A 22,850-nucleotide genomic window follows, 5' to 3' on the forward strand; every position below is an offset into this window, starting at 1 on the left:
AGTCGGATAAGGCTAAAAGGGATGCAATTACATATGCGCGGCGATTAACCGCTGGTTATCCTGGTACATCGCGAACAGATAGTTGTTATAACTCTGCCCTTTCGTGGAATAACCTTTCAGCTTATGAATCATCGCCGTAGCGGTAACTTCCTGATCCGCTTTACGCAGCTGCGCGCGCGATTTACGGAAAGAAGCATAAGCCGGGTGCGTATTCAGGTTAGTGACATAGGCGCTCACCGATTCTTTGACAGAACTGAACTGTGAGTAGCCCTTCACTTTACCCGGCGCATTGGTACAACGCCCTTTCATGCACTTCATGCCAAACAGGTTGTTGTTGTTACGCGCCAGCTTCGACGTACCCCAACCACTTTCTGCTGCAGCCATCGTCGCCACCATACTGGTCGGGATAATGTCTACGCGTTCAAGTAGCGTATTCCACGGGATTTTTCGTGTATTACCAGACCACTTCACCTTATAGCGTTTGGCGATGTCTTGCAGACGTGCACGCTCTGAAGGTGACCACTGGCCCTGGTACTGCTTTGAAATCAGCCAGTTACGTTCCGCCGTAATGGCAGCATTTTGGCTGGTAATATAGGGCATTACAGTCCGGAGAAACGCTTTTTTCCTTGGTGTTCCGGAAGGGTATTTTCGCAAATCAGGAAGTGAACTACTCTTTGCACTATTGCGAGAATACTCTTGTTTACTGCTTACCTGTTTATTACTAGCTTTGGTTATGTGGGACTTTTGACTCGCTGTTGTCGTGTGCGTTTTCGCTAACACCTCACTCGAAAACATCAGAGTGAGTAACATAAGAATCATCGCCCCATATCGTCGTATGGGAGTCAAAATCATCAGTTCTCCTGGTCGGATTTAATCATTCCAACACCTTATATTTTTCACAAATTTGAGAGTTGAATCTCAAATCATATCAAAAATAGCGGTAAAACGCACCCCAAGGAATAGTCCAAATCTGAAACTATGTCACGTATAAACCGTTCAGATTGGCGCTAAATCGCAGAAAATGTGGGGTTTATCGCAAAAAATAAGCTTAAATCTCAGGTGAACTACTCCCCCTTTCGTCTCATCCTGGCGCAATGAACATCAGGGAGGAGTTTTACCAGCATTATCACTGGCAAACTGGTGAAATTCGCAGCAACAAGGACTCATCCGTTATGAAACTTGCCGCCTGTTTTCTGATACTCCTGCCCGGTGTTGCCATTGCTGCCGACTGGACATCTCAGGGATTTCCCATCTTTGCTGAACAAAGCACAGGAACATTTGTTAGTCACGCGCAGCTGACCAAAGGTACGCGACCGCTAACGCTAAATTTTAACCAACAGTGCTGGCAGCCTGCAGATGCGATAAAACTCAATCAGATGCTTTCTCTCAAACCTTGCGATAGCACGCCCCCCCAGTGGCGATTGTTCAGAAACGGTGAATATACGCTGCAAATAGATACCCGCTCCGGCACGCCAACGTTGATGATTTCTCTCCAGAACAACGCCGAACCGGTAGCAAACCAGCTCCGTGAATGCCCGAAATGGGATGGACGACCACTTACGCTTGATGTCAGTGCCACCTTCCCGGAAGGTGCGGCAGTCCGGGATTATTACAGCCAGCAAATCACGACGGTGAAAAACGGCCAAATAACATTACAACCTGCCGCCACCAGTAACGGCTTACTACTACTGGAACGGGCAGAAACTGACACCTCGGCCCCTTTCGACTGGCATAACGCCACCGTTTACTTTGTGCTGACAGACCGTTTCGAAAACGGCGATCCCAGCAATGACCAGAGCTACGGTCGTCATAAAGACGGTATGGCGGAAATTGGCACTTTTCACGGCGGCGATTTACGCGGCCTGACCAACAAACTGGATTATCTCCAGCAGCTGGGCGTCAATGCTTTATGGATCAGCGCCCCGTTTGAGCAAATTCACGGCTGGGTGGGCGGTGGTACAAAAGGCGATTTCCCGCATTATGCCTACCACGGTTATTACACACAGGACTGGACAAATCTTGATGCAAATATGGGCAACGAAGCCGATCTACGGGCGCTGGTTGATAGCGCGCACCAGCGCGGTATCCGCATTATTTTTGATGTGGTGATGAACCATACTGGCTATGCCACGCTGGCGGATATGCAGGAGTATCAGTTTGGTGCGTTATACCTTTCTGGTGATGAGCTGAAAAAAACGCTGGGTGACCGCTGGAACGACTGGAAGCCCGCCGCCGGGCAAACCTGGCATAGTTTTAACGATTACATCAATTTCAGCGACAAAGCTGGCTGGGATAAATGGTGGGGGAAAAATTGGATCAGAACGGATATCGGCGATTACGACAATCCTGGATTCGACGATCTCACCATGTCGCTGGCCTTTTTGCCGGATATCAAAACAGAATCCACCACCGCTTCTGGTCTGCCGGTGTTCTATAAAAACAAACTGAATACCCACGCCAAAGCCATCGACGGCTATACGCCACGCGATTACTTAACCCACTGGTTAAGCCAATGGGTCCACGACTACGGTATTGATGGTTTTCGGGTCGATACCGCTAAACATGTTGAGTTGCCCGCCTGGCAGCAACTGAAAACTCAGGCCAGCGCCGCACTTCACGAATGGAAAAAAGCTAACCCCGAGAAAGCGTTAGATGACAAACCTTTCTGGATGACCGGCGAGGCCTGGGGTCACGGAGTAATGCAAAGCGACTACTATCGCCACGGATTCGACGCGATGATTAATTTTGATTATCAGGAACAGGCGGCGAAAGCGGTCGATTGCCTGGCTCAGATGGATACTACCTGGCAGCAAATGGCAGAGAAATTGCAAGATTTCAACGTGTTGAGCTACCTATCCTCACATGATACCCGCTTGTTCCGCGAAGGGGGCGACAAAGCAGCTGAGTTATTGTTACTCGCGCCAGGTGCAGTACAAATCTTTTATGGTGATGAATCCTTACGTCCGTTCGGTCCTACCGGTTCTGATCCCCTACAAGGCACACGTTCTGATATGAACTGGCAGGATATCAGCAGTAAATCTGCCGCCAGCGTCGCACACTGGCAACGCATCAGCCAGTTCCGCGCACGACATCCAGCTATTGGCGCAGGCAAACAAACGGCGATTGCGCTGAAACAGGGGTACGGATTTGTCCGTGAACATGGCGACGATAAAGTAATGGTCGTCTGGGCGGGGCAACGGTAATTTTTCTGGCTTCCCGTGCGGCAGTACGTCGGGAAGCCACCCAGCCTAAAATACCAACCTAATCGAAAACTACAGCATAAAGTGTCAATCCACCGTCCGCAGCGTGATTTGCACCCTGGCAAATGTAGCGTTATTGTTACCTTCCTTGCTACAGAGTTCGACAGATATCCCGCTATGACATTCTCCCTTTTTGGTGACAAATTTACCCGCCACTCCGGCATTACGCTGCTGATGGAAGATCTGAATGACGGTTTACGCACCCCCGGCGCGATTATGCTTGGCGGTGGCAATCCGGCGCAGATCCCGGAAATGCAGGACTATTTCCAGACGCTGCTATCCGACATGCTGGAAAGTGGCAAAGCCACTGATGCGCTGTGCAATTACGATGGGCCACAGGGGAAAACGGAGCTGCTGTCTCTGCTTGCCGGTATGTTACGCGAGAAACTGGGTTGGGATATCGAACCACAGAATATTGCACTAACAAATGGTAGCCAGAGCGCCTTTTTCTACTTATTTAACCTGTTTGCCGGACGCCGTGCCGATGGCCGGGTCAAAAAAGTATTGTTCCCGCTGGCACCGGAATATATTGGCTACGCGGATGCCGGGCTGGAAGAGGATCTGTTTGTCTCTACGCGCCCGAATATCGAACTACTGCCAGAGGGCCAGTTTAAATATCACGTCGATTTCGAACATCTGCACATTGGCGAAGAGACGGGGATGATTTGTGTCTCGCGACCGACGAACCCAACAGGTAATGTGATAACCGATGAAGAGTTGCTGAAGCTGGATGCGCTGGCGAATCAGCACGGGATCCCGCTGGTGATTGATAACGCCTATGGCGTCCCTTTCCCGGGCATCATCTTCAGCGAAGCGCGCCCGCTGTGGAATCCGAATATCGTGCTGTGCATGAGCCTTTCCAAGCTAGGTCTACCTGGTTCGCGCTGCGGCATTATCATCGCCAATGAAAAAATCATCACCGCCATCACTAATATGAACGGCATTATCAGCCTCGCGCCTGGCGGCATTGGTCCGGCGATGATGTGTGAAATGATAAAGCGTAACGATCTGCTGCGCCTGTCAGAAACGGTCATCAAGCCGTTCTATTACCAGCGTGTTCAGGAAACTATCGCCATCATTCGCCGCTATTTACCGGAAGATCGCTGCCTTATTCATAAACCAGAAGGGGCAATATTCCTCTGGTTATGGTTTAAGGATTTGCCGATTACCACCGAGCAACTCTACCAGCGCCTGAAAGCACGCGGCGTGCTGATGGTGCCGGGCCACAACTTCTTCCCGGGGCTGGATAAACCGTGGCCGCATACACATCAATGTATGCGCATGAACTACGTGCCGGATCCGGAGAAAATTGAGGCGGGCGTGAAGATTCTGGCAGAAGAGATTGAAAACGCCTGGGCTGAAAGCCATTAAAAATAGCCTGATGCGCTGCGCTTATCAGGCCTACAGAATTTCTGCAATATATTGAATTTGCGATATTTTGTAGGCCGGATAAGGCGTTTACGCCGCATCCGGCATAAACAAAGCGCACTGTGTCAACAAACTGAATAGCATCTCAAACAGGCTGCTGCTGTAACCGTTGACGCTGGATTTTTTCGACATCCATACACTGCAACGCCTTTGTCGGGCAGGCTTCAACACAGGCCGGTCCCGTCGCCCGATGCCAGCACAGATCGCACTTAATTGCCCTCGCCTTTGTGCGCGCCGAAACCACCTCCATCGCGCCAAACGGGCAAGCCACCATGCAGCTTTTACAGCCAATACAATGTGATTGTTCAACGAAGATATGCCCATGTTCGCGGCGAATCGCCTCCACAGGGCAGACATTCGCACACGGCGCATCTTCACACTGATGACAGGCAACTACCGTCGTCCAGGTATGGTCTTTGATGACACGAATTCGCGAAATAAACTCGCCCGGCGACAACGCAGCGCAATCCTGATTTTCCTGATGCGACACCGCGCAAGCCACTTCACAGGTACGGCAACCGATACATTTCGTCGCATCCGCAATAATAAACCGGTTCATGATCACTCCTTTGCACTAAAACAGCAGAGTGCCAGAGAGCGCCCCCCTACTGCTTTGATCCAACGAAGGATATGTTAAAGTTTTGTCACCTGTCTAAAGCGTTATGTGATCGCGCCCTGGTCGTCCCTGACAGTAAATCCCAGTTCATTAGAGATAGCCCGAGCGGTTTCACGCAGTGGTTTCAGAAGATTCTTCTCCCCCACCTGTTTCAACCGTGATGTCGAAAGCGAAATCGACACGGCATACGACACCCGTCGATGAATATCAAATACTGGAACAGCAATACAGGAGACGCCGAGCTCATTTTCTTCTCTGTCCATCGCGACTCCGCTTTCACGAATGTGCGCCAGTTCGTCGAACATCGCGGGTAACTCGGTAATGGTGTTGCGGGTTAACGGCTGGATTTCATTCTGATGGCTTTCCCAGTACGACTTCACGTAGTCCGGGTGACCAAATGCCATGTAGATTTTGCCCATCGCCGAACAGTAGAGCGGCATATGCTGGCCAATATAGGCGCGGGTACGCAGCATTCCGGTGGTGGGCTCGAGTTTATAAATCAAAATAGCGTGATCATCTTCGCGGCTGGAGAAGTTAATGGTTTCACCGGTGGCAATGTTCAGCGTCTCAAGATGCGGCGCAGCAATATGAATAATATTCAGCGAAGACAGCGCCTTCTGACCGACGGCAATAAATTTAGTGGTCAGGCGGTAACTCCCTGCGGCGGGCGCGGTAGTCACATAGCCACAGGATTGTAATCCCTGCAATAAACGATGGACGGTACTCTTATTTAAACCTGCCAGCTCCGAAAGATACGCCAGCGGGCAACCGTTTGGATAGTTGCTCAAAATCTCAATCAGCATCAACCCACGAAACAGGCTCTGACTTCCAGCTGGGCGCTCTTTTTCCTGCGCCAACTCGTGCTCTTTTTTTCCCATCGCTTTCTTCCCCTTTTTATCGCGCCATGATGGTAACGCAAAGTGTGTCGCAGTTCACGATCTCGACAGATAATTTATAACCATTTGATTTATATGTTTTTTGAAAATCATGGTGCGGATTGCTTTGTTAAAAAGCGATCGATATATTTGAAATCAAATTTCGCATAGTGGAATTTTAAGCTAAAAAAGCGATCAACAAACACAAGGAAGACAGGGATGAAAGTGACATTTGAGCAGTTAAAAGCAGCCTTTAATCGGGTACTAGTTTCACGTGGCGTTGACAACGAAACGGCTGATGCCTGCGCTGAGATGTTCGCCCGTACCACCGAGTCCGGCGTTTATTCTCACGGCGTTAACCGTTTCCCACGCTTCATTCAGCAACTGGATAATGGCGATATCATTCCTGACGCCCAACCAAAACGCGTGACCAGCCTCGGCGCAATTGAGCAGTGGGACGCCCAGCGTTCGATCGGTAACCTGACGGCGAAAAAGATGATGGATCGTGCCATTGAACTGGCGGCAAATCATGGGATTGGCCTGGTGGCGTTACGTAATGCCAACCACTGGATGCGCGGCGGCAGCTATGGCTGGCAGGCGGCGGAGAAAGGCTACATTGGCATCTGCTGGACCAACTCCATCGCAGTGATGCCGCCGTGGGGTGCAAAAGAGTGTCGTATCGGCACCAATCCGCTGATCGTCGCGATTCCTTCCTCACCTATTACGATGGTCGATATGTCGATGTCGATGTTCTCCTACGGCATGTTAGAAGTAAACCGCCTGGCGGGTCGCGAGCTGCCTGTAGACGGTGGCTTCGACGATGAAGGCAACCTGACCAAAGAGCCGGGCGTCATCGAGAAAAACCGCCGCATTTTGCCAATGGGTTACTGGAAAGGTTCCGGCATGTCGATTGTGCTGGATATGATCGCCACTCTCCTTTCTGATGGCGCATCGGTTGCAGAAGTCACCCAGGATAACAGCGACGAATACGGCGTTTCGCAAATCTTTATCGCCATTGAAGTAGACAAACTGATCGAAGGCACCACCCGCGACGCCAAGCTACAACGCATCATGGATTACGTTACCAGTGCCGAGCGCGCTGACGAAAATCAGGCCATTCGTTTACCCGGCCACGAATTTACTACCCTGCTGGCTGAAAATCGTCGTAACGGCATCACCGTTGATGACAGCGTATGGGCAAAAATTCAGGCGTTATAAGGAGATAAGCCATGATCTTTGGACATATCGCGCAGCCCAATCCGTGCCGTTTGCCCGCCGCCATTGAAAAGGCGCTCGATTTTCTGCGCACTACCAACTTCAACACCCAGGAGCCGGGCGTTGTCGAAATCGACGGCAAAAATATTTATGCGCAAATTATCGATTTAACGACGCGAGATAAAATCGAAAACCGTCCGGAAGTGCATCGTCGGTATATTGATATTCAGTTTCTGGCGTGGGGCGAAGAGAAAATCGGCATTTCCATTGACACGGGGAATAATAAAGTCAGCGAAGAATTATTAGAACAGCGCGATATTATTTTTTATCACGACAATGAACATGAATCATTTATAGAAATGATACCGGGTAGTTACGCTATTTTCTTCCCGCAAGATGTTCACCGCCCGGCATGTAATAAAAATGCCCCAACGGCAATCCGGAAAATCGTGGTTAAAGTGGCCCTCTGCGCTTTATAAAAAGTTATTACTGGAGCACAAAATGAAAGCGAATAATGCCGGTTATATTATCGGTGCGTATCCCTGTGCACCTTCTTTTCATCAAAGAAGTGAAGAGGAAGAGAAGGAATTCTGGCGACAATTATCTGATACACCCGATATTTTCGGGCTGGAACAACCCTGCCTGGAAAACTTCCACCCGCTGGGCGACCAATGGTTGCTCCGTCATACGCCAGAGAGCTGGAAATTTGTCGTCACCGCTGTGATGGAAACCATGCGCCGCCGCAACGAAAACCACGGTTTTGGCCTCGCCTCCAGCGATGAAGAGCAACGTCAAGCCTGCGTGGCGTACTATCGCCACTTGTTAAATAAAATAAACTCATTGCCGGCAAATAAAGTACTCGCACTGGAGATCCAGGCTGCACCATTAGCAACGAATCCCAATGTTATGCAAGCGACAGACGCTTTTGCCCGCTCATTGAAAGAAATCGCCAGCTGGGACTGGCCGTGCAAACTGGTGCTGGAACACTGCGATGCCATGACGTCTTCAGCACCCCGCAAAGGTTTTCTGCCTTTAGAAAATGCCCTGCAGGTCATTGCCGATTATGACGTCAGCATCTGTATCAACTGGGCGCGCTCCGCTATTGAAGGGCGCAATACAACGCTGCCGCTGACGCACACCCAAATGGCGAAACAGGCCGGAAAACTCGGCGCACTGATGTTCTCTGGTACGACGTTAAACGGAACATACGGCGAATGGCAGGATTTGCACGCACCGTTTGCTCCATTCTGTGCGGAAAGCCTGATGACCACAGAGCATGTTCGCGAGTTATTTAATGCAGCAAAACCGTCAACATTGCATTTTTCTGGCATCAAGCTGCTAGAAATAAATGCGACGTCTGATGTGCAACATCGAATCGAAATATTACGCAACGGCATTCACTCTCTGAATGAATCTCGTTAATCCGTTTCACTTAAATAGCACACTGAATGTCTTATTAGTCGCTTTCCAATAAATATTACGAATACCAACAACATCAATTAATGAAAACATATGGCATAACAAGAAGGACTCGTTATGAAACGGATACTCGAAGGCATTCTTGCGGTCATCATCGCAATACTGTCTTGTATTATTTTTATTAATATAATTCTTCGATATGGATTCCACACAAGTATATTATCGATTGATGAATTATCTCGCCTTTTATTTGTCTGGTTAACCTTTATTGGCGCTATTGTTGCTTATATGGACAACAGTCATGTACAGGTCACTTTTATAGTCGAAAAACTATCCCCCACCAACCAACAACGCGTCTCGTTTCTAACGCATACGCTTATTTTATTGCTGTGTCTGGGCCTGGCCTGGGGGGCAATAGAAAAAACAGCGCAGGACTGGAGCAACTTATCCCCCATTCTCGGTGTACCCGTTGGTTTAATGTACGCCGCCGCTATCCCCACCAGCCTGATTATCGCAATGCTGGAATTGCGTCATTTATATCGGCAGTTAACAAGTGCCCCCAGCCGAAACCAACAAGGAGCCTGACGATGACAATCCTTATATTTATTGTCAGCTTGTTAGGAGCTATCGCCCTTGGCGTTCCCATCGCCTGGGCATTATTACTGTGCGGCATCTCATTGATGTTCTGGATGGATATCTTTGATGTGCAAATTCTGGCGCAAACGCTGGTCAACGGTGCAGACAGTTTCTCCCTGCTGGCGATCCCCTTCTTTGTGCTGGCGGGTGAGATCATGAACGCGGGCGGCCTGTCGCAACGTATTGTCGATTTACCGATGAAACTGGTGGGCCACAGACCTGGCGGTCTGGGTTACGTTGGCGTGCTGGCGGCAATGATCATGGCAAGCCTTTCCGGTTCTGCGGTTGCTGATACCGCAGCCGTCGCGGCGCTGCTGGTGCCGATGATGCGTCAGGCCAACTATCCGGTAAACCGCGCCGCCGGGCTTATCGGTTCTGGCGGTATTATTGCGGCCATTATCCCTCCCTCTATTCCACTCATTATCTTCGGCGTCTCCAGCGGGCTCTCCATCAGTAAACTGTTTATGGCGGGTATTGCGCCGGGCATCATGATGGGCGTCACGCTGATGGTTACCTGGTGGTGGCAGGCGAAACGACTGAATTTGCCTTGTCAGCCGAAAGCCTCACTGCGGGAAGTATGGCAATCCTTAGTTTCCGGTATTTGGGCGCTCTTTTTACCGATAATTATTATTGGCGGTTTCCGTTCGGGGTTATTCACACCCACCGAAGCAGGCGCGGTTGCCGCCTTCTATGCCCTGTTCGTCTCGGTGGTGGTCTATCGCGAAATGACCTTCTCCACGCTTTATCATGTCCTGATCAACGCGGCGAAAACCACTTCCGTAGTCATGTTCCTGGTGGCCTCTGCTGCGGTATCTGCATGGCTTATTACTATCGCCGAATTACCCATGATGGTATCGGAGCTATTACAACCGTTGGTTGATTCACCTCGCTTATTATTCATCGTCATTATGCTCGCTATTATGGTGATCAGTACGGTAATGGACTTAACGCCCACCGTATTAATTCTTACACCAGTATTAATGCCCTTGGTGAAAGAAGCGGGAATAGATCCGGTCTATTTCGGCATCATGTTTATTATCAACTGTTCAATATCACTGATTACGCCTCCGGTGGGTAACGTTCTTAACGTGATATGCGGCGTGGCGAAACTTAAATTTGACGATGCGGTAAAAGGCGTTGCGCCTTACGTCATGGTTTTATTCATGTTGTTAGCATTATTTATTTTTATACCGGAGCTGATTACCGCTCCTCTTAAATGGATGAGTTAAAAGGAAATCATAATGAAATTACGTTCTGTAACCTACGCATTATTAATTGCCGGAGTGGCGGCATTCAGCACGTCATCAATGGCGGCACAATCATTACGTTTCGGTTATGAAACATCACAAACCGATTCACAACATATTGCGGCCAAAAAATTCAATGAATTATTGCAGGAAAAAACCAAAGGCGAACTGAAATTAAAACTGTTCCCGGACAGCACCCTCGGCAATGCGCAGGCGATGATTAGCGGCGTGCGTGGCGGCACTATTGATATGGAGATGTCCGGTTCGAATAACTTTGCCGGATTATCACCAGTGATGAACTTGCTCGACGTCCCTTTCCTGTTCCGCGATACCGCCCATGCGCATAAAACGCTCGACGGCAAAGTCGGTGATGACCTGAAAGTCTCCCTTGAAGATAAAGGGCTGAAAGTACTGGCTTACTGGGAAAACGGCTGGCGAGATGTTACCAACTCGCGCGCACCGGTTAAAACGCCTGCCGACCTGAAAGGCCTGAAAATTCGCACTAACAATAGCCCGATGAATATCGCCGCATTCAAAGTCTTTGGCGCTAACCCGATCCCGATGCCGTTTGCCGAAGTCTATACCGGGCTGGAAACCCGTACCATCGACGCCCAGGAACATCCCATTAACGTCGTCTGGTCGGCAAAATTCTATGAAGTGCAGAAGTACCTTTCTCTGACCCATCACGCCTATTCCCCGCTTCTGGTGGTGATCAACAAAGCGAAATTTGATGGCTTAACTCCGGAGTTCCAGCAAGCGCTAATTTCATCTGCACAAGAAGCGGGTAACTACCAGCGCAAACTGGTTGCCAAAGATCAGCAAAAAATCATCGACGGCATGAAAGAAGCAGGCGTGGAAGTGATTACCGATCTGGACCGCAAAGCCTTTAGCGACGCACTGGGTACTCAAGTCCGCGACATGTTTGTTAAAGATGTTCCGCAGGGCGCCGAACTGCTGAAAGCCGTGGATGAGGTGCAATAAACCATGACGCAATACTGGCTGGGGTTAGATTGTGGCGGTAGCTGGCTGAAAGCCGGGCTGTATGACCGCGAAGGCCGGGAGGCAGGCGTGCAGCGCCTGCCGCTGTGCGCATTAAGCCCACAGCCAGGCTGGGTAGAGCGCGATATGGCAGAACTGTGGCAATGCTGCATGGCTGTCATTCGCTCCCTGCTTACCCATTCCGGCGTTAGCGGGGAACAAATAGTTGGCATCGGTATCTCCGCACAGGGAAAGGGCTTGTTTTTGCTGGATAAAAACGACAACCCGCTCGGTAACGCCATTTTATCCTCTGACCGCCGGGCGATGGAAATCGTTCGTTGCTGGCAGGAAGATGGCATCCCGGAAAAAATCTACCCGCTGACCCGACAAACCTTGTGGACCGGGCATCCGGTGTCGCTGTTACGCTGGCTTAAAGTGCACGAACCGCAACGCTACGCACAAATTGGCTGCGTGATGATGACGCACGACTACCTGCGCTGGTGTTTAACCGGCGTCAAAGGTTGCGAAGAGAGCAATATTTCCGAATCCAATCTTTACAACATGAGCAGCGGTCAATATGACCCGTGCCTCACCGACTGGCTGGAGATCAGTGAAATCAACCACACCCTGCCGCCTGTTGTGGGCTCTGCCGAAATCTGCGGAGAAATCACCGCTCAGACAGCCGCACTGACCGGTCTGCAAGCGGGTACGCCCGTTGTCGGCGGCTTGTTTGATGTGGTTTCTACCGCACTCTGCGCCGGAATTGAAGATGAATTCGCCCTCAATGCGGTAATGGGCACCTGGGCGGTGACCAGCGGCATAACCAGTGGTTTAAGTGACGGTGAAGCGCATCCGTATGTCTATGGCCGCTACGTTAACGACGGTCAATTTATCGTTCACGAAGCCAGCCCCACCTCTTCCGGCAACCTCGAATGGTTTACCGCACAGTGGGGCGAAATCTCGTTTGATGAGATTAATCGGGCCGTTGTCAGCTTGCCGAAAGCCGGTGGCGATCTGTTTTTCCTGCCGTTCCTGTACGGCAGTAACGCTGGACTCGAGATGACCAGCGGTTTCTACGGGATGCAGGCCATTCACACCCGCGCGAACCTGTTGCAGGCCATCTATGAAGGCGTGGTTTTCAGCCATATGACCCATCTCAACCGGATGCGCGAACGTTTTACTGATGTGCACACCCTGCGCGTCACTGGCGGCCCGGCGCATTCCGATGTCTGGATGCAGATGCTGGCAGACGTCAGCGGCCTGCGTATCGAGCTGCCGCAGGTGGAAGAAACAGGCTGCTTTGGCGCAGCGCTTGCCGCCCGCGTCGGCACCGGGGTTTATTGCAACTTCAGCGAAGCCCAACGTGACTTACAGCACCCGGTGCGCACCCTGCTGCCGGATATGACTGCGCATCAGCTTTACCAACAAAAATATCAACGCTATCAACATCTCATTGCCGCACTTCAGGGCTTTCACGCCCGCATCAAGGAGCACACATTATGAGCCGACCACTTCTGCAACTGGCCCTCGACCACTCATCACTTGAAGCCGCACAGCGCGACGTTACGCTGTTAAAAGACAGCGTCGATATTGTCGAAGCAGGCACGATTCTCTGCTTAAACGAAGGGATTGGCGCGGTGAAGGCCTTGCGTGAACAGTGCCCGGACAAAATCATCGTCGCTGACTGGAAGGTCGCCGACGCTGGTGAAACGCTCGCTCAACAAGCATTTACTGCAGGCGCCAACTGGATGACCATCATCTGCGCCGCACCGCTCGCGACGGTGGAAAAAGGCCACGCTGTGGCGCAGAGTTGCGGATGTGAAATCCAGATAGAGCTGTTTGGTAACTGGACGCTGGACGACGCCCGCGACTGGCATCGTATTGGCGTGCGGCAGGCGATATATCATCGTGGTCGTGATGCGCAGGCCAGCGGGCAGCAGTGGAGCGAGGCCGATCTGGCACGCATGAAAGCGCTTTCTGATATCGGTCTTGAACTTTCCATTACCGGCGGTATTACGCCTGCCGACTTGCCGCTATTTAAAGATATCCGCGTGAAAGCGTTTATTGCCGGGCGGGCGTTGGCAGGGGCAGCAAATCCGGCACAGGTAGCTGCTGATTTCCATGCACAAATCGACGCTATCTGGGGAGGCGCGCGTGCGTAATCATCCGTTAGGGATTTATGAAAAGGCGCTGGCGAAAGATCTCTCCTGGCCGGAGCGGCTGGTGCTGGCGAAAAGCTGCGGTTTTGATTTTGTCGAAATGTCGGTAGATGAAACTGACGAACGTTTGTCACGCCTTGACTGGAGCACCGCGCAACGTGCCTCGCTGGTTACCGCGATGATCGAAACGGGCGTTGCCATTCCGTCAATGTGTCTGTCTGCCCATCGCCGTTTCCCTTTTGGCAGCCGGGACGAGGCGGTACGTCAGCGGGCGCGGGAGATTATGAGCAAAGCGATTCGTCTGGCACGCGATCTCGGTATTCGTACCATTCAACTGGCAGGTTACGACGTCTATTACGAAGAACATGACGAAGGCACCCAGCAACGTTTTGCCGAAGGGCTGGCATGGGCGGTCGAACAGGCCGCTGCCGCCCAGGTGATGTTGGCAGTGGAGATTATGGACACCGCGTTTATGAACTCCATCAGCAAATGGAAAAAGTGGGACGAGATGCTCGCCTCGCCGTGGTTCACCGTCTACCCGGATGTCGGCAATCTTAGCGCCTGGGGCAATGATGTTCCCGCCGAACTGAAACTGGGTATTAACCGTATCGCCGCGATCCACCTGAAAGATACTCAACCAGTCACCGAGCAAAGCCCGGGCCAGTTCCGCGACGTGCCGTTTGGCGAAGGCTGCGTCGATTTTGTTGGCATCTTCAAAACGCTGCATGAACTGAACTATCGCGGATCATTTCTGATTGAGATGTGGACCGAAAAAGCCAAAGAGCCGGTGCTGGAGATTATTCAGGCGCGGCGGTGGATTGAAGAACGCATGTCAGAGGCTGGATTCGGCGAGTAATCTCTCACTCCGGGGCATTATTGCTCCGGAGCTACGAATTAATATGTTCCTTGCTGTAACGTCGTTTCCACACCGCAGGTGTTAAACCGGTGTGTTTGCGAAAAATCTGCCTGAAATAGCCGACGTCATTAAATCCGCACAACGCCGCCACTTCAGTAAGCGATCGCGCGTCGCTAATTAACAGCTTTTCGGCTTCGCGCACTCGCTGACGATGGATAGCTTCTGTCAACGTCAAACGAAATACCCGACGATACACGCGCCCAAGATAATCGGCATTACAGTAGAGTTCGCGGGCCAAAATTGCCGTGGAAAGCGGGCGATGATATTGCGTGCGGATCAGCTTTTGTGCTTTCCAGGCAAGGGCGGTGCCTGCAGTATCGGCTTGTTCATCAAGACGTACATCGAAGGTAATCTGCTGTAAAATCAACAACACAATAAACTCCAGTGCAGGGATACGCTGATGCTTTTCCTGCTCGCTTAAAAACTGGCGAAACAGTGCACTCAACGCCTGAGGGTCGGCGACTTTGGTTTGCTGCGGCACACTAAGATGAGTGAGCCAGCGCGGATCGTTGTCCGGCGCTTTAACCTCAAAATGTAGCCAGTAAAATTTAAGGTCAGCGGGGAAATCCTCAACACCAACGTGCTGACGTTCCGGCCAGAGCAATAAACTCTCTCCCGCATCAACCTGAAATATCTGCTCTTCTTCCTGAATCGTTAATCGACCTTTTTCGACAAAGATAATTTCCCATGACTCAAGCCGCCTTGCCGGATGCCTCCCGATGCCACGGGAAATAAATAGTCCGCCGTTTTGTACTTTAATCGGTAATGTTATGGATAATTCGAGCATCGATATGTATTTTCCCGCTTAACTGGTGAAGATTAAACAGATTACCTTTTGATTATTAATCAAAAATATTAATTTCACTCGATCTGTTTCACACTTTTAAATTCAGGTCGGAATCGTCACCTTTTTTTACTCTTTTCTCGCCTTGTTGATATTGCAGATCACGGCAGAATTAATCAGGTCATTTCAATAAAACAAAAAATTGCTCCCTATTCGCGAGGAATATCTATGACCTCTACACCGATTACCACCGCTGATATCGCCAATGGTCAAATTGACGATGCGTTATCTGTGCGGGAAAAAATAGGCTACGGCCTGGGTGACGCAGGCGGTACCGTCATAACCTGCCTGATCATGAACTTTCTTACTTTTTTCTACACCGACGTTTTTGGTTTAACTCCTGCGCTGGTTGGCACACTGTTTATTGCACTACGCGTGTTTGATGCCATCTCCGACCCGGTGATGGGCATCATTGCCGACCGGACGCAAAGCCGTTGGGGGCGTTTTCGTCCGTGGCAGCTATGGATTGCCGTCCCTATTGGCATTATCGGCATCCTGACGTTCACCGTACCGGATGCCAGCATGGGGATGAAAATCGCCTGGGCGTTCGGCACCTACCTGCTGCTTTCCGTCGGTTATACCGCCATCAACGTGCCGTACTGCGCGCTGATCAACACCATGACGACCCGCCATAACGAAGTGATTTCCTGCCAGTCCTGGCGATTCGTTCTCTGCGGCGTAGCGGGATTTCTGGTTTCGGTTGGCTTACCGTGGATGGTGGATCTCTTCGGTCAGGGTAACGCTGCACGCGGCTATCAGCTGGGCGTCGGCGTGCTGTGCGCCATCGCCGTCGTCATGTTCCTGTGCTGTTTCTTCTGGGTTCGTGAACGAGTGCCGCTCTCCACGATGGGGAAATTTACTCTGCGCGAGCACCTTGCCGGTTTGCGTAACAACGACCAGTTGCTGCTGATGCTGGTAATGTCCTTCCTGCTAATTAACGTCTTTAATATTCGCGGCGGCGGGTATATGTACTTCATAACCTACGTGCTACAGGGCAGTACGGGCTACACGTCGCTGTTCTTCACCATGGTAACTTTCGCCTCCATTATCGGCTCGGTGATTGTCAGTCCATTAACGCGACGCTTTGATACCGTCAAAATTTACTACTACACCAACCTGATTCTCGCCGCGCTGGCGGGACTAATGTGGTTCCTGCCCTCCGGCCCCGCTTACCAAGCGCTGTGGCTGGCGGTGATCCTCGGCAACGGCGTGATTCTCGGCTTCACTCTGCCGCTGCACTTCTCGCTGATGGCTTTTGCCGATGACTATGGCGAATGGAAAACCCGTGTGCGTTCCTCCGGCATGAACTTTGCTTTTAATTTGTTTTTCATCAAGTTGGCCTGGGCCTCCAGCGCCGGGATCATCAGCCTGCTATTTATTTTTGTTGCCTATCAGCCTGGCGTAGAAAACCAGACCGCCAGTTCGCTGGGGGGTATCACAGCAATGGAAACACTGCTGCCTGCGCTGTTCCACCTGCTGCTGGCGCTGGCAATCCGCTTTTGCAAACTCAATAACCCTATGATGTCACGCATTGCCGCCGACCTGCGTCAGCGTCATGTCCAGCCTTAAGGAGCACAAGATGAACATTTCGGAAGTCGATCTGCACAAACTGACGGTTAGCGATCCGTTCCTCGGCCAGTATCAGCAACTGGTCCGCGACGTGGTGATTCCTTATCAGTGGGATGCGTTAAACGATCGCATTCCCGAAGCGGAACCCAGCCACGCGATTGAAAACTTTCGCATTGCCGCCGGACTGCAAGACGGGGAGTTTTACGGCATGGTATTTCAGGATAGCGACGTCGCCAAGTGGCTGGAAGCGGTAGCCTGGTCACTGTGCCAGAAGCCGGACGCCGAACTGGAAAAAACCGCCGACGAGGTGATTGAACTGGTCGCCTCCGCTCAGTGCGAAGATGGCTATCTCAATACTTACTTTACGGTGAAAGCGCCGGGAGAACGCTGGAGCAATCTGGCGGAGTGTCATGAACTTTACTGCGCCGGTCATCTGATTGAAGCGGGCGTAGCCTTCTTCCAGGCAACGGGTAAGCGGCGCTTGCTGGACGTGGTTTGCCGTCTGGCCGATCATATCGACAGCGTATTTGGCCCAGATGAAAGTAAGTTACACGGTTATCCCGGTCACCCGGAAATTGAACTGGCACTGATGCGCCTGTACGAAGTCACCAAAGAGCCGCGTTATCTGGCGCTGACCCACTATTTTGTCGAACAGCGCGGTACGCAACCGCACTATTACGACCAGGAATATGAAAAGCGCGGACAGACATCGCACTGGCACACCTACGGCCCGGCATGGATGGTGAAAGACAAAGCCTACAGCCAGGCGCATTTGCCCATCGCACAGCAACAAACCGCCATCGGCCATGCAGTACGCTTTGTCTACCTGATGACTGGCGTCGCACATCTGGCGCGTTTAAGTCACGATGAAAGCAAGCGTCAGGACTGCCTGCGGCTATGGAACAACATGGCCCAGCGTCAGTTATATATTACCGGCGGCATTGGCTCACAGGGCAGTGGCGAAGCGTTTAGTAGCGACTATGATCTACCGAATGACACGGTATACGCCGAAAGTTGCGCTTCCATCGGTCTGATGATGTTTGCCCGGCGAATGCTGGAAATGGAGGGCGATAGTCAGTATGCCGATGTCATGGAGCGCGCGCTGTACAACACCGTGCTCGGCGGAATGGCGCTGGATGGTAAACATTTCTTCTACGTGAATCCGCTGGAAGTACATCCAAAAACCTTAAAATTTAACCATATCTACGATCACGTTAAACCGATCCGCCAGCGTTGGTTCGGCTGCGCCTGTTGCCCGCCAAATATCGCCCGCGTGCTGACCTCGATTGGTCATTATCTCTATACGCCGCGTGAGGATGCGTTATATATCAACATGTATGCGGGAAACAGTATGGAAGTGCCGGTAGAAAATGGCACGCTGCGCCTGCGGGTTAGCGGGAACTATCCGTGGCATGAACAGGTGACGATTGCGGTTGAATCTCCGCAGCCAGTGCGTCATACCCTGGCTTTACGTCTGCCGGACTGGTGCTCGCAGCCGCAGGTCACATTGAATGGAGAAATCGTCGAGCAGGATATTCGTAAAGGCTATCTGCACATTACCCGTGAATGGCAGGAAGGCGATACGCTGAATCTGACGCTGCCGATGCCAGTGCGTCGCGTTTACGGCAACCCGCTGGTGCGTCATGTGGCAGGGAAAGTAGCAATTCAGCGCGGTCCGCTGGTGTATTGTCTGGAGCAGGCCGACAACGGCGAGTCATTGCATAACCTGTGGCTACCCGCCGATGCGCCGTTTACAACATTCGAAGGCAAGGGATTATTCAGCCATAAAATCCTCATTCAGGCGCCTGGTTATCGGCTTGAACAGAGCAATCCAGAGCAGCAACCGTTATGGCATTACGACAATGCCCCAGCCAAACGTCAGCCACAAACCATGACGTTTATCCCGTGGTTTAGCTGGGCCAACCGTGGCGAGGGCGAAATGCGGATCTGGGTGAATGAAGAGAACCGTCGCCATCCTCAGGTAGGGTAAAGCGCAGATTGCCTGATACGACGCTTAACACATCTTATCAGGCATAAAAGTCGGTGTGACTGTAAGGGTCGGATAAGGCGTTTATGCCACATCCGACATTATTTTCTCAGCAAAATCAAAAACGTTTAACGCAGGCGATTATAATCATCGACCATTTCGTTGTACTCGCGTAAAGCTCGCGGAAATGAGTCGTCGACCATCCAGCTTGTATTTGCATCCTGAAGTTGCTCTTTATCCCAGTCAGAGTACGGGACTTTATCTCTGACGCGGCGAACATATTTTTTAGCTGCGAGTTGATATCGGTCTGCTGCACCTGTGAAGAGAGAATTCATACTGTCTTTACTCACTTCTTTGGCCTGCGCCACCAGCGTTTCAAGTTCAGTCACTTTCTTCATTGCCGCTTCGGCGTCAAAATTCTCTTGCGATATCAGGTTATTAATTTGTTTCGCTGAAATCATGACCGCCAAAGAGTAGTAGTGGAATGTTTTCCCTTCTCTTTGTTCAATATTTTTCAGTTCTGCAAGCTGGCGCTTATCATTAATTTCCTGAATCGCCGCGTGATAAGATTCTGCTACAGGCTCAAAGGCTTCAAGATTTTTTAAGAATGTCTGGTGCAGCGTTTTGCCTTTCGCAAACGCATCGTCTTTATAATTTTCCTGTGTGTAATACTTATCCATTTCGTTAATGGTATTCCCCAACGCGACTGCGGCATTAATATAATTCAACGCCACGCCATCAATGGGCTCCAGCACAGGCGTTAACGCCACGACTCTTTTTATTCCTTTTTCACACTCAGTGAGATTGGATTCACTAATGCTGTAGATCCCATAAACATGGCTCTCTTTACCCGTCGGCCCCTGTTTAAAATCTTTCAGCCAGTCAGCATAACGCGCCAGACTGCTCTGTACAGGGATCTGTAACTTGTTGTAGCACTTGATATAGACATCCATTTTTTCGTCGAAAACTGCTTGCTCATCGACCACCGGTTGCGCAGGCGTTTCAGGTTTAGCTTCTGCTTTTGCAACGGGGGCTTCAGTAGGTTTCGCTTCAGGAGCTGGCGCGGCAGGTTGACTATTGGCGGGCGGGGGAGTTTCTGTTTCGGCTTTTTTATCATCACAACCAGTGATACCGAGGGCCATTATGGCGACTATAATAGCGGAAGATAATAAATTCCTTTTCATTTAATTGCCTTATAAATAGATAAATAAGAGAGTGAATATAATAAATGAAAAAAGAAAATGTCACTACACGCGTTTTGTTTATAAATAAATCGATAATATTCACAAAGTGAATAAGCCCTGTAATTTAATTTATAAATCACAGGACTTATTTTAATTAACAGCACAACCTTTGCAGGAGGGAGTGTCATGCCCCCCGCTATTAATCATGCACTACATCCCGTAGCGTTCGGCAATAGCGGCATGCTTCTCTTCATTCGCTCCGGCTTCTTTGGCAAGACGCCACCAGCACAACGGATGTTCCCAGTCAGCGGTTAGCGTGCTTAACGTTTTATCGATATCGGCTTTGGCAACCGAACGCGGTGCGCTGATAACAAAGTAGAACGCAGGCAGCGGCTCTGCATCTTCTCCCTGATGACTATCAGTTAACGTATAGTCATCATTACTGTTGCTCCAGTAGTACCAGTTTCGTTCACGGAGCGCCTCACGGAAAGCATTAAACTGTTCTTCACCAGGCATAACGCCTTCACAGAACCAGGACTCGCCGTACTCGGTCGGGATAATGGTTTTCAGACACCCATAAAGTGGCGTGAAATTCTTCTGCTCTTCTTCGTCTTCAGGTCGGGTATTCAACATTTCCGCATCGAAAACCACAATTTCATCAACATGTTGTGGGAAGTCGGTCCGGTAAGTCGGCTCAATGATCCTTGCTGTTACCGGCCCAATGCGTTGAGCATAGTAATAACGGTATTCGTAATTTTCCCGGAAGCGAATGTTCAGTAGCCCCCATTTTTCGTCGATAAAACCTTCGCCTTCCGTGAGTTCGATTTCCAGTTCAGCAGCAATAGCACGAACCAAATCCCATTGTTGTAGGATGCTGGCAGTCGCCATGATATCCCACTGGAGATTACGAATATCTTCTTCACGGCTAATCATCAGTTGCTGCAATTGTTGTAAATAATCCAGCTGTCGGTCCCAGGCCTCCTGTTTGCCCGCTGCCCAGGAGCACATGCGATAAACGCCAACCCACTCACGCCCTTTTTCGTTTTGCAGCAACTGTTGCCCAATCGACTCCAGTTCACTCCAGTCTTCCTGTTGGTTGATCACTCGCGCGCGGAACCACAAGGCCATATGTAGCAGCCCCGCCTGTTCATACTGCTTCGCCAGGTGTTCGATCGCTTGCTGATCGTCACGGTGGAGCAATAAATCCAACAGATCGAAGCAAAGACCGTTATCTTCCTGGAGGTGGCTTTCAACGTAGCGTTGCAGAAGTTCGATCGACTCATTTATCGCATTACAGGCATTTAACGCATTGACCAGCTTGCCCAGCAATTCCGCATCATCTGGCGTGTTCAGATAAGCGCGACGGAATATCTCTACGTCTTTTTCAGGGTCAGGCTGCGTTTCTTCATCGCTATTTTCAGGTACTTCTACAACCGGACGAGCAAGCAACTCCGCCTCTTTGGCGGCGATTTTTTCACTAAGTTCGAGAAACTCGCGATCAACGCCCAGTAACGCGCGTAATTTCGGCATGTGCCGCTGAGCCAGTTTCATCGCCATTTTGGCAACCCAGACAGATTCTCGCTCCAGCGCCAGGGTAATTTGCAGTTTCGCCAGATCAACCACTTTGCGGTGCGCCCCGGCCTGTGAACGGTGCTCCAGCATTTTTTGAATGATTCGCGCCAGTTGCCAGTGGTTTCTTTGTGGATTGCGGGGAAGTAATTCAGTAATAATCTTCAGCCATGGTCCCCATGAATAGGGAGTCAGATCTGACCAACGCGGCAATTCCTCCCAGACTTCTTTGTCCTGCCCGCATAACGCCATGATGTACAGTTTTTTGAGTTGATAATTGATGCGGTCGCGTCCCCAATAATCATTTTCTTTTGCCAGTTCATCAATCACTTCTCGCGCTTCATCGTAACGATGAAGGGCAACCAAAATATCGGCACGGGTTGCCAGCAGTGCTTCTAAATATTCACTCCCCGATGCTTTTACCGCGTCGATTTGCCTGTCGATATAAGCCAACGCCTCTTCTGTTCTGTTGGAATCCATCAGCGCACTGGCATATTCGCAGGATAAACACATAAAGCAGCTCCAGGTCGGATCAATGCGCGCGATGGTTTCTTCACATACCGCCATACGTTCATTGGCCCAGCCAGGGGCATCTATATTCTCGTAGCAAGCGGATAAATCCTGCGTGACGCAGATAGATTGCGGGCAATCTTTTGCCTCTTCCCGGTGCGCTTTTTCAAACAGCGCCACTACGTCTGGCAGTACTTTTTCGCCTTCTTCGTAGTTAGTCAGACGATGGCGCATCTCCCAGTGCCCGATAAATATTTCCAGCCACGGATTTTTGGCCACTTGATTCAATGCTTTCATTTCCGGTAATAACGAATCGCACTTTTCCATTTGCAGATGTAAAACACCTTCAGAAAAATCATCAATTATCTGCGGAATATACTCCTGCCCGGCATCACGCAACTCCTGGCTATATTTGTTGTACCACTCCCATGTATCCAT

The 22,850-nt window shown here is 50.7% G+C and carries 19 protein-coding genes; 13 read left to right on the forward strand and 6 right to left on the reverse strand.

Going from position 1 to position 22,850, the window contains the following annotated elements; all coding sequences use genetic code 11:
- Positions 1 to 27 precede the first annotated feature (27 nt).
- On the reverse strand, positions 28 to 852 hold the full coding sequence (locus H9644_RS17720) for a protein bax (RefSeq protein WP_064527890.1): 825 nt from the start codon (positions 850 to 852) through the stop codon (positions 28 to 30).
- A gap of 320 nt (positions 853 to 1,172) precedes the next feature.
- On the opposite strand from H9644_RS17720, the gene malS reads away from it, so the two are divergent.
- Complete coding sequence (malS, locus tag H9644_RS17725) at positions 1,173 to 3,203, forward strand: alpha-amylase (protein WP_191775737.1); 2,031 nt, start codon at positions 1,173 to 1,175, stop codon at positions 3,201 to 3,203.
- Positions 3,204 to 3,377: 174 nt separating this feature from the next.
- Complete coding sequence (gene avtA / locus H9644_RS17730; protein WP_064527892.1) at positions 3,378 to 4,631, forward strand: valine--pyruvate transaminase; 1,254 nt, start codon at positions 3,378 to 3,380, stop codon at positions 4,629 to 4,631.
- Between the two features lie 142 nt (positions 4,632 to 4,773).
- Here avtA and H9644_RS17735 read toward each other — a convergent pair whose 3' ends face one another.
- Both H9644_RS17735 and yiaJ read right to left on the reverse strand, forming a co-directional pair.
- Entirely contained in the window at positions 4,774 to 5,247 is a 474-nt protein-coding gene (locus H9644_RS17735; protein ID WP_191775694.1) for a 4Fe-4S binding protein, read from the reverse strand.
- A 101-nt stretch (positions 5,248 to 5,348) separates the two neighbouring features.
- Positions 5,349 to 6,182 (reverse strand): IclR family transcriptional regulator YiaJ, encoded by an 834-nt coding sequence (gene yiaJ / locus H9644_RS17740; RefSeq protein WP_064527903.1) that lies wholly within the window; start codon positions 6,180 to 6,182, stop codon positions 5,349 to 5,351.
- A 216-nt stretch (positions 6,183 to 6,398) separates the two neighbouring features.
- Here yiaJ and yiaK point away from each other — a divergent pair, with 216 nt between their 5' ends.
- The 9 genes from yiaK to H9644_RS17785 all read left to right on the forward strand — a co-directional run bounded on the left by yiaK (position 6,399) and on the right by H9644_RS17785 (position 14,689).
- Entirely contained in the window at positions 6,399 to 7,397 is a 999-nt protein-coding gene (yiaK, locus tag H9644_RS17745; protein ID WP_064527904.1) for a 3-dehydro-L-gulonate 2-dehydrogenase, read from the forward strand.
- Between the two features lie 11 nt (positions 7,398 to 7,408).
- Positions 7,409 to 7,873 carry a YhcH/YjgK/YiaL family protein gene (locus H9644_RS17750; protein WP_191775696.1) on the forward strand — a complete coding sequence of 155 codons (465 nt, stop codon included), beginning with the start codon at positions 7,409 to 7,411 and terminating at the stop codon, positions 7,871 to 7,873.
- Positions 7,874 to 7,895: 22 nt separating this feature from the next.
- Positions 7,896 to 8,816: a DUF4862 family protein gene (locus tag H9644_RS17755; protein ID WP_064527908.1), complete on the forward strand. Its 921-nt coding sequence runs from the start codon at positions 7,896 to 7,898 to the stop codon at positions 8,814 to 8,816.
- A gap of 114 nt (positions 8,817 to 8,930) precedes the next feature.
- Positions 8,931 to 9,398: a 2,3-diketo-L-gulonate TRAP transporter small permease YiaM gene (gene yiaM / locus H9644_RS17760; RefSeq protein ID WP_064527910.1), complete on the forward strand. Its 468-nt coding sequence runs from the start codon at positions 8,931 to 8,933 to the stop codon at positions 9,396 to 9,398.
- 2 nt (positions 9,399 to 9,400) lie between these two features.
- Positions 9,401 to 10,678 carry a 2,3-diketo-L-gulonate TRAP transporter large permease YiaN gene (gene yiaN, locus H9644_RS17765; protein ID WP_225221445.1) on the forward strand — a complete coding sequence of 426 codons (1,278 nt, stop codon included), beginning with the start codon at positions 9,401 to 9,403 and terminating at the stop codon, positions 10,676 to 10,678.
- Positions 10,679 to 10,690: 12 nt separating this feature from the next.
- A complete protein-coding gene (gene yiaO / locus H9644_RS17770; protein ID WP_064527913.1) occupies positions 10,691 to 11,677 on the forward strand; it encodes a 2,3-diketo-L-gulonate TRAP transporter substrate-binding protein YiaO in 987 nt (328 codons plus the stop codon).
- 3 nt (positions 11,678 to 11,680) lie between these two features.
- Positions 11,681 to 13,177 carry an L-xylulokinase gene (lyxK, locus tag H9644_RS17775; protein WP_191775698.1) on the forward strand — a complete coding sequence of 499 codons (1,497 nt, stop codon included), beginning with the start codon at positions 11,681 to 11,683 and terminating at the stop codon, positions 13,175 to 13,177.
- The gene (ulaD, locus tag H9644_RS17780; RefSeq protein WP_191775700.1) at positions 13,174 to 13,836 is read left to right on the forward strand and encodes a 3-keto-L-gulonate-6-phosphate decarboxylase UlaD; all 663 of its coding nucleotides are present in this window, start codon (positions 13,174 to 13,176) and stop codon (positions 13,834 to 13,836) included. The genes lyxK and ulaD overlap by 4 nt, the downstream gene beginning before the upstream one ends.
- Entirely contained in the window at positions 13,829 to 14,689 is an 861-nt protein-coding gene (locus H9644_RS17785) for an L-ribulose-5-phosphate 3-epimerase (protein ID WP_191775702.1), read from the forward strand. Before ulaD ends, H9644_RS17785 begins: the two co-directional genes overlap by 8 nt.
- A 31-nt stretch (positions 14,690 to 14,720) precedes the next feature.
- Here H9644_RS17785 and H9644_RS17790 read toward each other — a convergent pair whose 3' ends face one another.
- Entirely contained in the window at positions 14,721 to 15,536 is an 816-nt protein-coding gene (locus tag H9644_RS17790) for a helix-turn-helix domain-containing protein (RefSeq protein WP_191775704.1), read from the reverse strand.
- Between the two features lie 225 nt (positions 15,537 to 15,761).
- Between H9644_RS17790 and H9644_RS17795 the strand changes: the two genes are divergently transcribed.
- Positions 15,762 to 17,162, forward strand: coding sequence for an MFS transporter (locus H9644_RS17795; RefSeq protein ID WP_191775706.1), 1,401 nt, complete (start codon positions 15,762 to 15,764; stop codon positions 17,160 to 17,162).
- A gap of 10 nt (positions 17,163 to 17,172) precedes the next feature.
- Positions 17,173 to 19,152 carry a glycoside hydrolase family 127 protein gene (locus tag H9644_RS17800; protein WP_191775708.1) on the forward strand — a complete coding sequence of 660 codons (1,980 nt, stop codon included), beginning with the start codon at positions 17,173 to 17,175 and terminating at the stop codon, positions 19,150 to 19,152.
- Between the two features lie 125 nt (positions 19,153 to 19,277).
- On the opposite strand, the gene H9644_RS17805 is transcribed toward H9644_RS17800, so the two are convergent.
- On the reverse strand, positions 19,278 to 20,333 hold the full coding sequence (locus H9644_RS17805; protein WP_191775710.1) for a YiiG family protein: 1,056 nt from the start codon (positions 20,331 to 20,333) through the stop codon (positions 19,278 to 19,280).
- 210 nt (positions 20,334 to 20,543) lie between these two features.
- Positions 20,544 to 22,850, reverse strand: a complete 2,307-nt coding sequence (locus tag H9644_RS17810) for a hypothetical protein (RefSeq protein ID WP_191775712.1) — start codon at positions 22,848 to 22,850, stop codon at positions 20,544 to 20,546.

The sequence above is a fragment of the Escherichia whittamii genome, assembly GCF_014836715.1.
In the GTDB taxonomy this organism is placed as follows: Bacteria; Pseudomonadota; Gammaproteobacteria; order Enterobacterales; family Enterobacteriaceae; genus Escherichia; species Escherichia whittamii.

Bases quoted from the DNA above. Each gene is read 5' to 3' on its own strand.
- H9644_RS17805 (WP_191775710.1), bottom strand. From the start codon at position 20,333: ATGAAAAGGAATTTATTATCTTCCGCTATTATAGTCGCCATAATGGCC.
- yiaK (WP_064527904.1), top strand. From the start codon at position 6,399: ATGAAAGTGACATTTGAGCAGTTAAAAGCAGCCTTTAATCGGGTACTA.
- lyxK (WP_191775698.1), top strand. From the start codon at position 11,681: ATGACGCAATACTGGCTGGGGTTAGATTGTGGCGGTAGCTGGCTGAAA.
- ulaD (WP_191775700.1), top strand. From the start codon at position 13,174: ATGAGCCGACCACTTCTGCAACTGGCCCTCGACCACTCATCACTTGAA.
- yiaN (WP_225221445.1), top strand. From the start codon at position 9,401: ATGACAATCCTTATATTTATTGTCAGCTTGTTAGGAGCTATCGCCCTT.
- H9644_RS17790 (WP_191775704.1), bottom strand. From the start codon at position 15,536: ATGCTCGAATTATCCATAACATTACCGATTAAAGTACAAAACGGCGGA.
- H9644_RS17810 (WP_191775712.1), bottom strand. From the start codon at position 22,850: ATGGATACATGGGAGTGGTACAACAAATATAGCCAGGAGTTGCGTGAT.
- H9644_RS17795 (WP_191775706.1), top strand. From the start codon at position 15,762: ATGACCTCTACACCGATTACCACCGCTGATATCGCCAATGGTCAAATT.
- yiaO (WP_064527913.1), top strand. From the start codon at position 10,691: ATGAAATTACGTTCTGTAACCTACGCATTATTAATTGCCGGAGTGGCG.
- H9644_RS17735 (WP_191775694.1), bottom strand. From the start codon at position 5,247: ATGAACCGGTTTATTATTGCGGATGCGACGAAATGTATCGGTTGCCGT.
- yiaM (WP_064527910.1), top strand. From the start codon at position 8,931: ATGAAACGGATACTCGAAGGCATTCTTGCGGTCATCATCGCAATACTG.
- avtA (WP_064527892.1), top strand. From the start codon at position 3,378: ATGACATTCTCCCTTTTTGGTGACAAATTTACCCGCCACTCCGGCATT.
- H9644_RS17755 (WP_064527908.1), top strand. From the start codon at position 7,896: ATGAAAGCGAATAATGCCGGTTATATTATCGGTGCGTATCCCTGTGCA.
- H9644_RS17720 (WP_064527890.1), bottom strand. From the start codon at position 852: ATGATTTTGACTCCCATACGACGATATGGGGCGATGATTCTTATGTTA.
- malS (WP_191775737.1), top strand. From the start codon at position 1,173: ATGAAACTTGCCGCCTGTTTTCTGATACTCCTGCCCGGTGTTGCCATT.
- yiaJ (WP_064527903.1), bottom strand. From the start codon at position 6,182: ATGGGAAAAAAAGAGCACGAGTTGGCGCAGGAAAAAGAGCGCCCAGCT.
- H9644_RS17750 (WP_191775696.1), top strand. From the start codon at position 7,409: ATGATCTTTGGACATATCGCGCAGCCCAATCCGTGCCGTTTGCCCGCC.
- H9644_RS17800 (WP_191775708.1), top strand. From the start codon at position 17,173: ATGAACATTTCGGAAGTCGATCTGCACAAACTGACGGTTAGCGATCCG.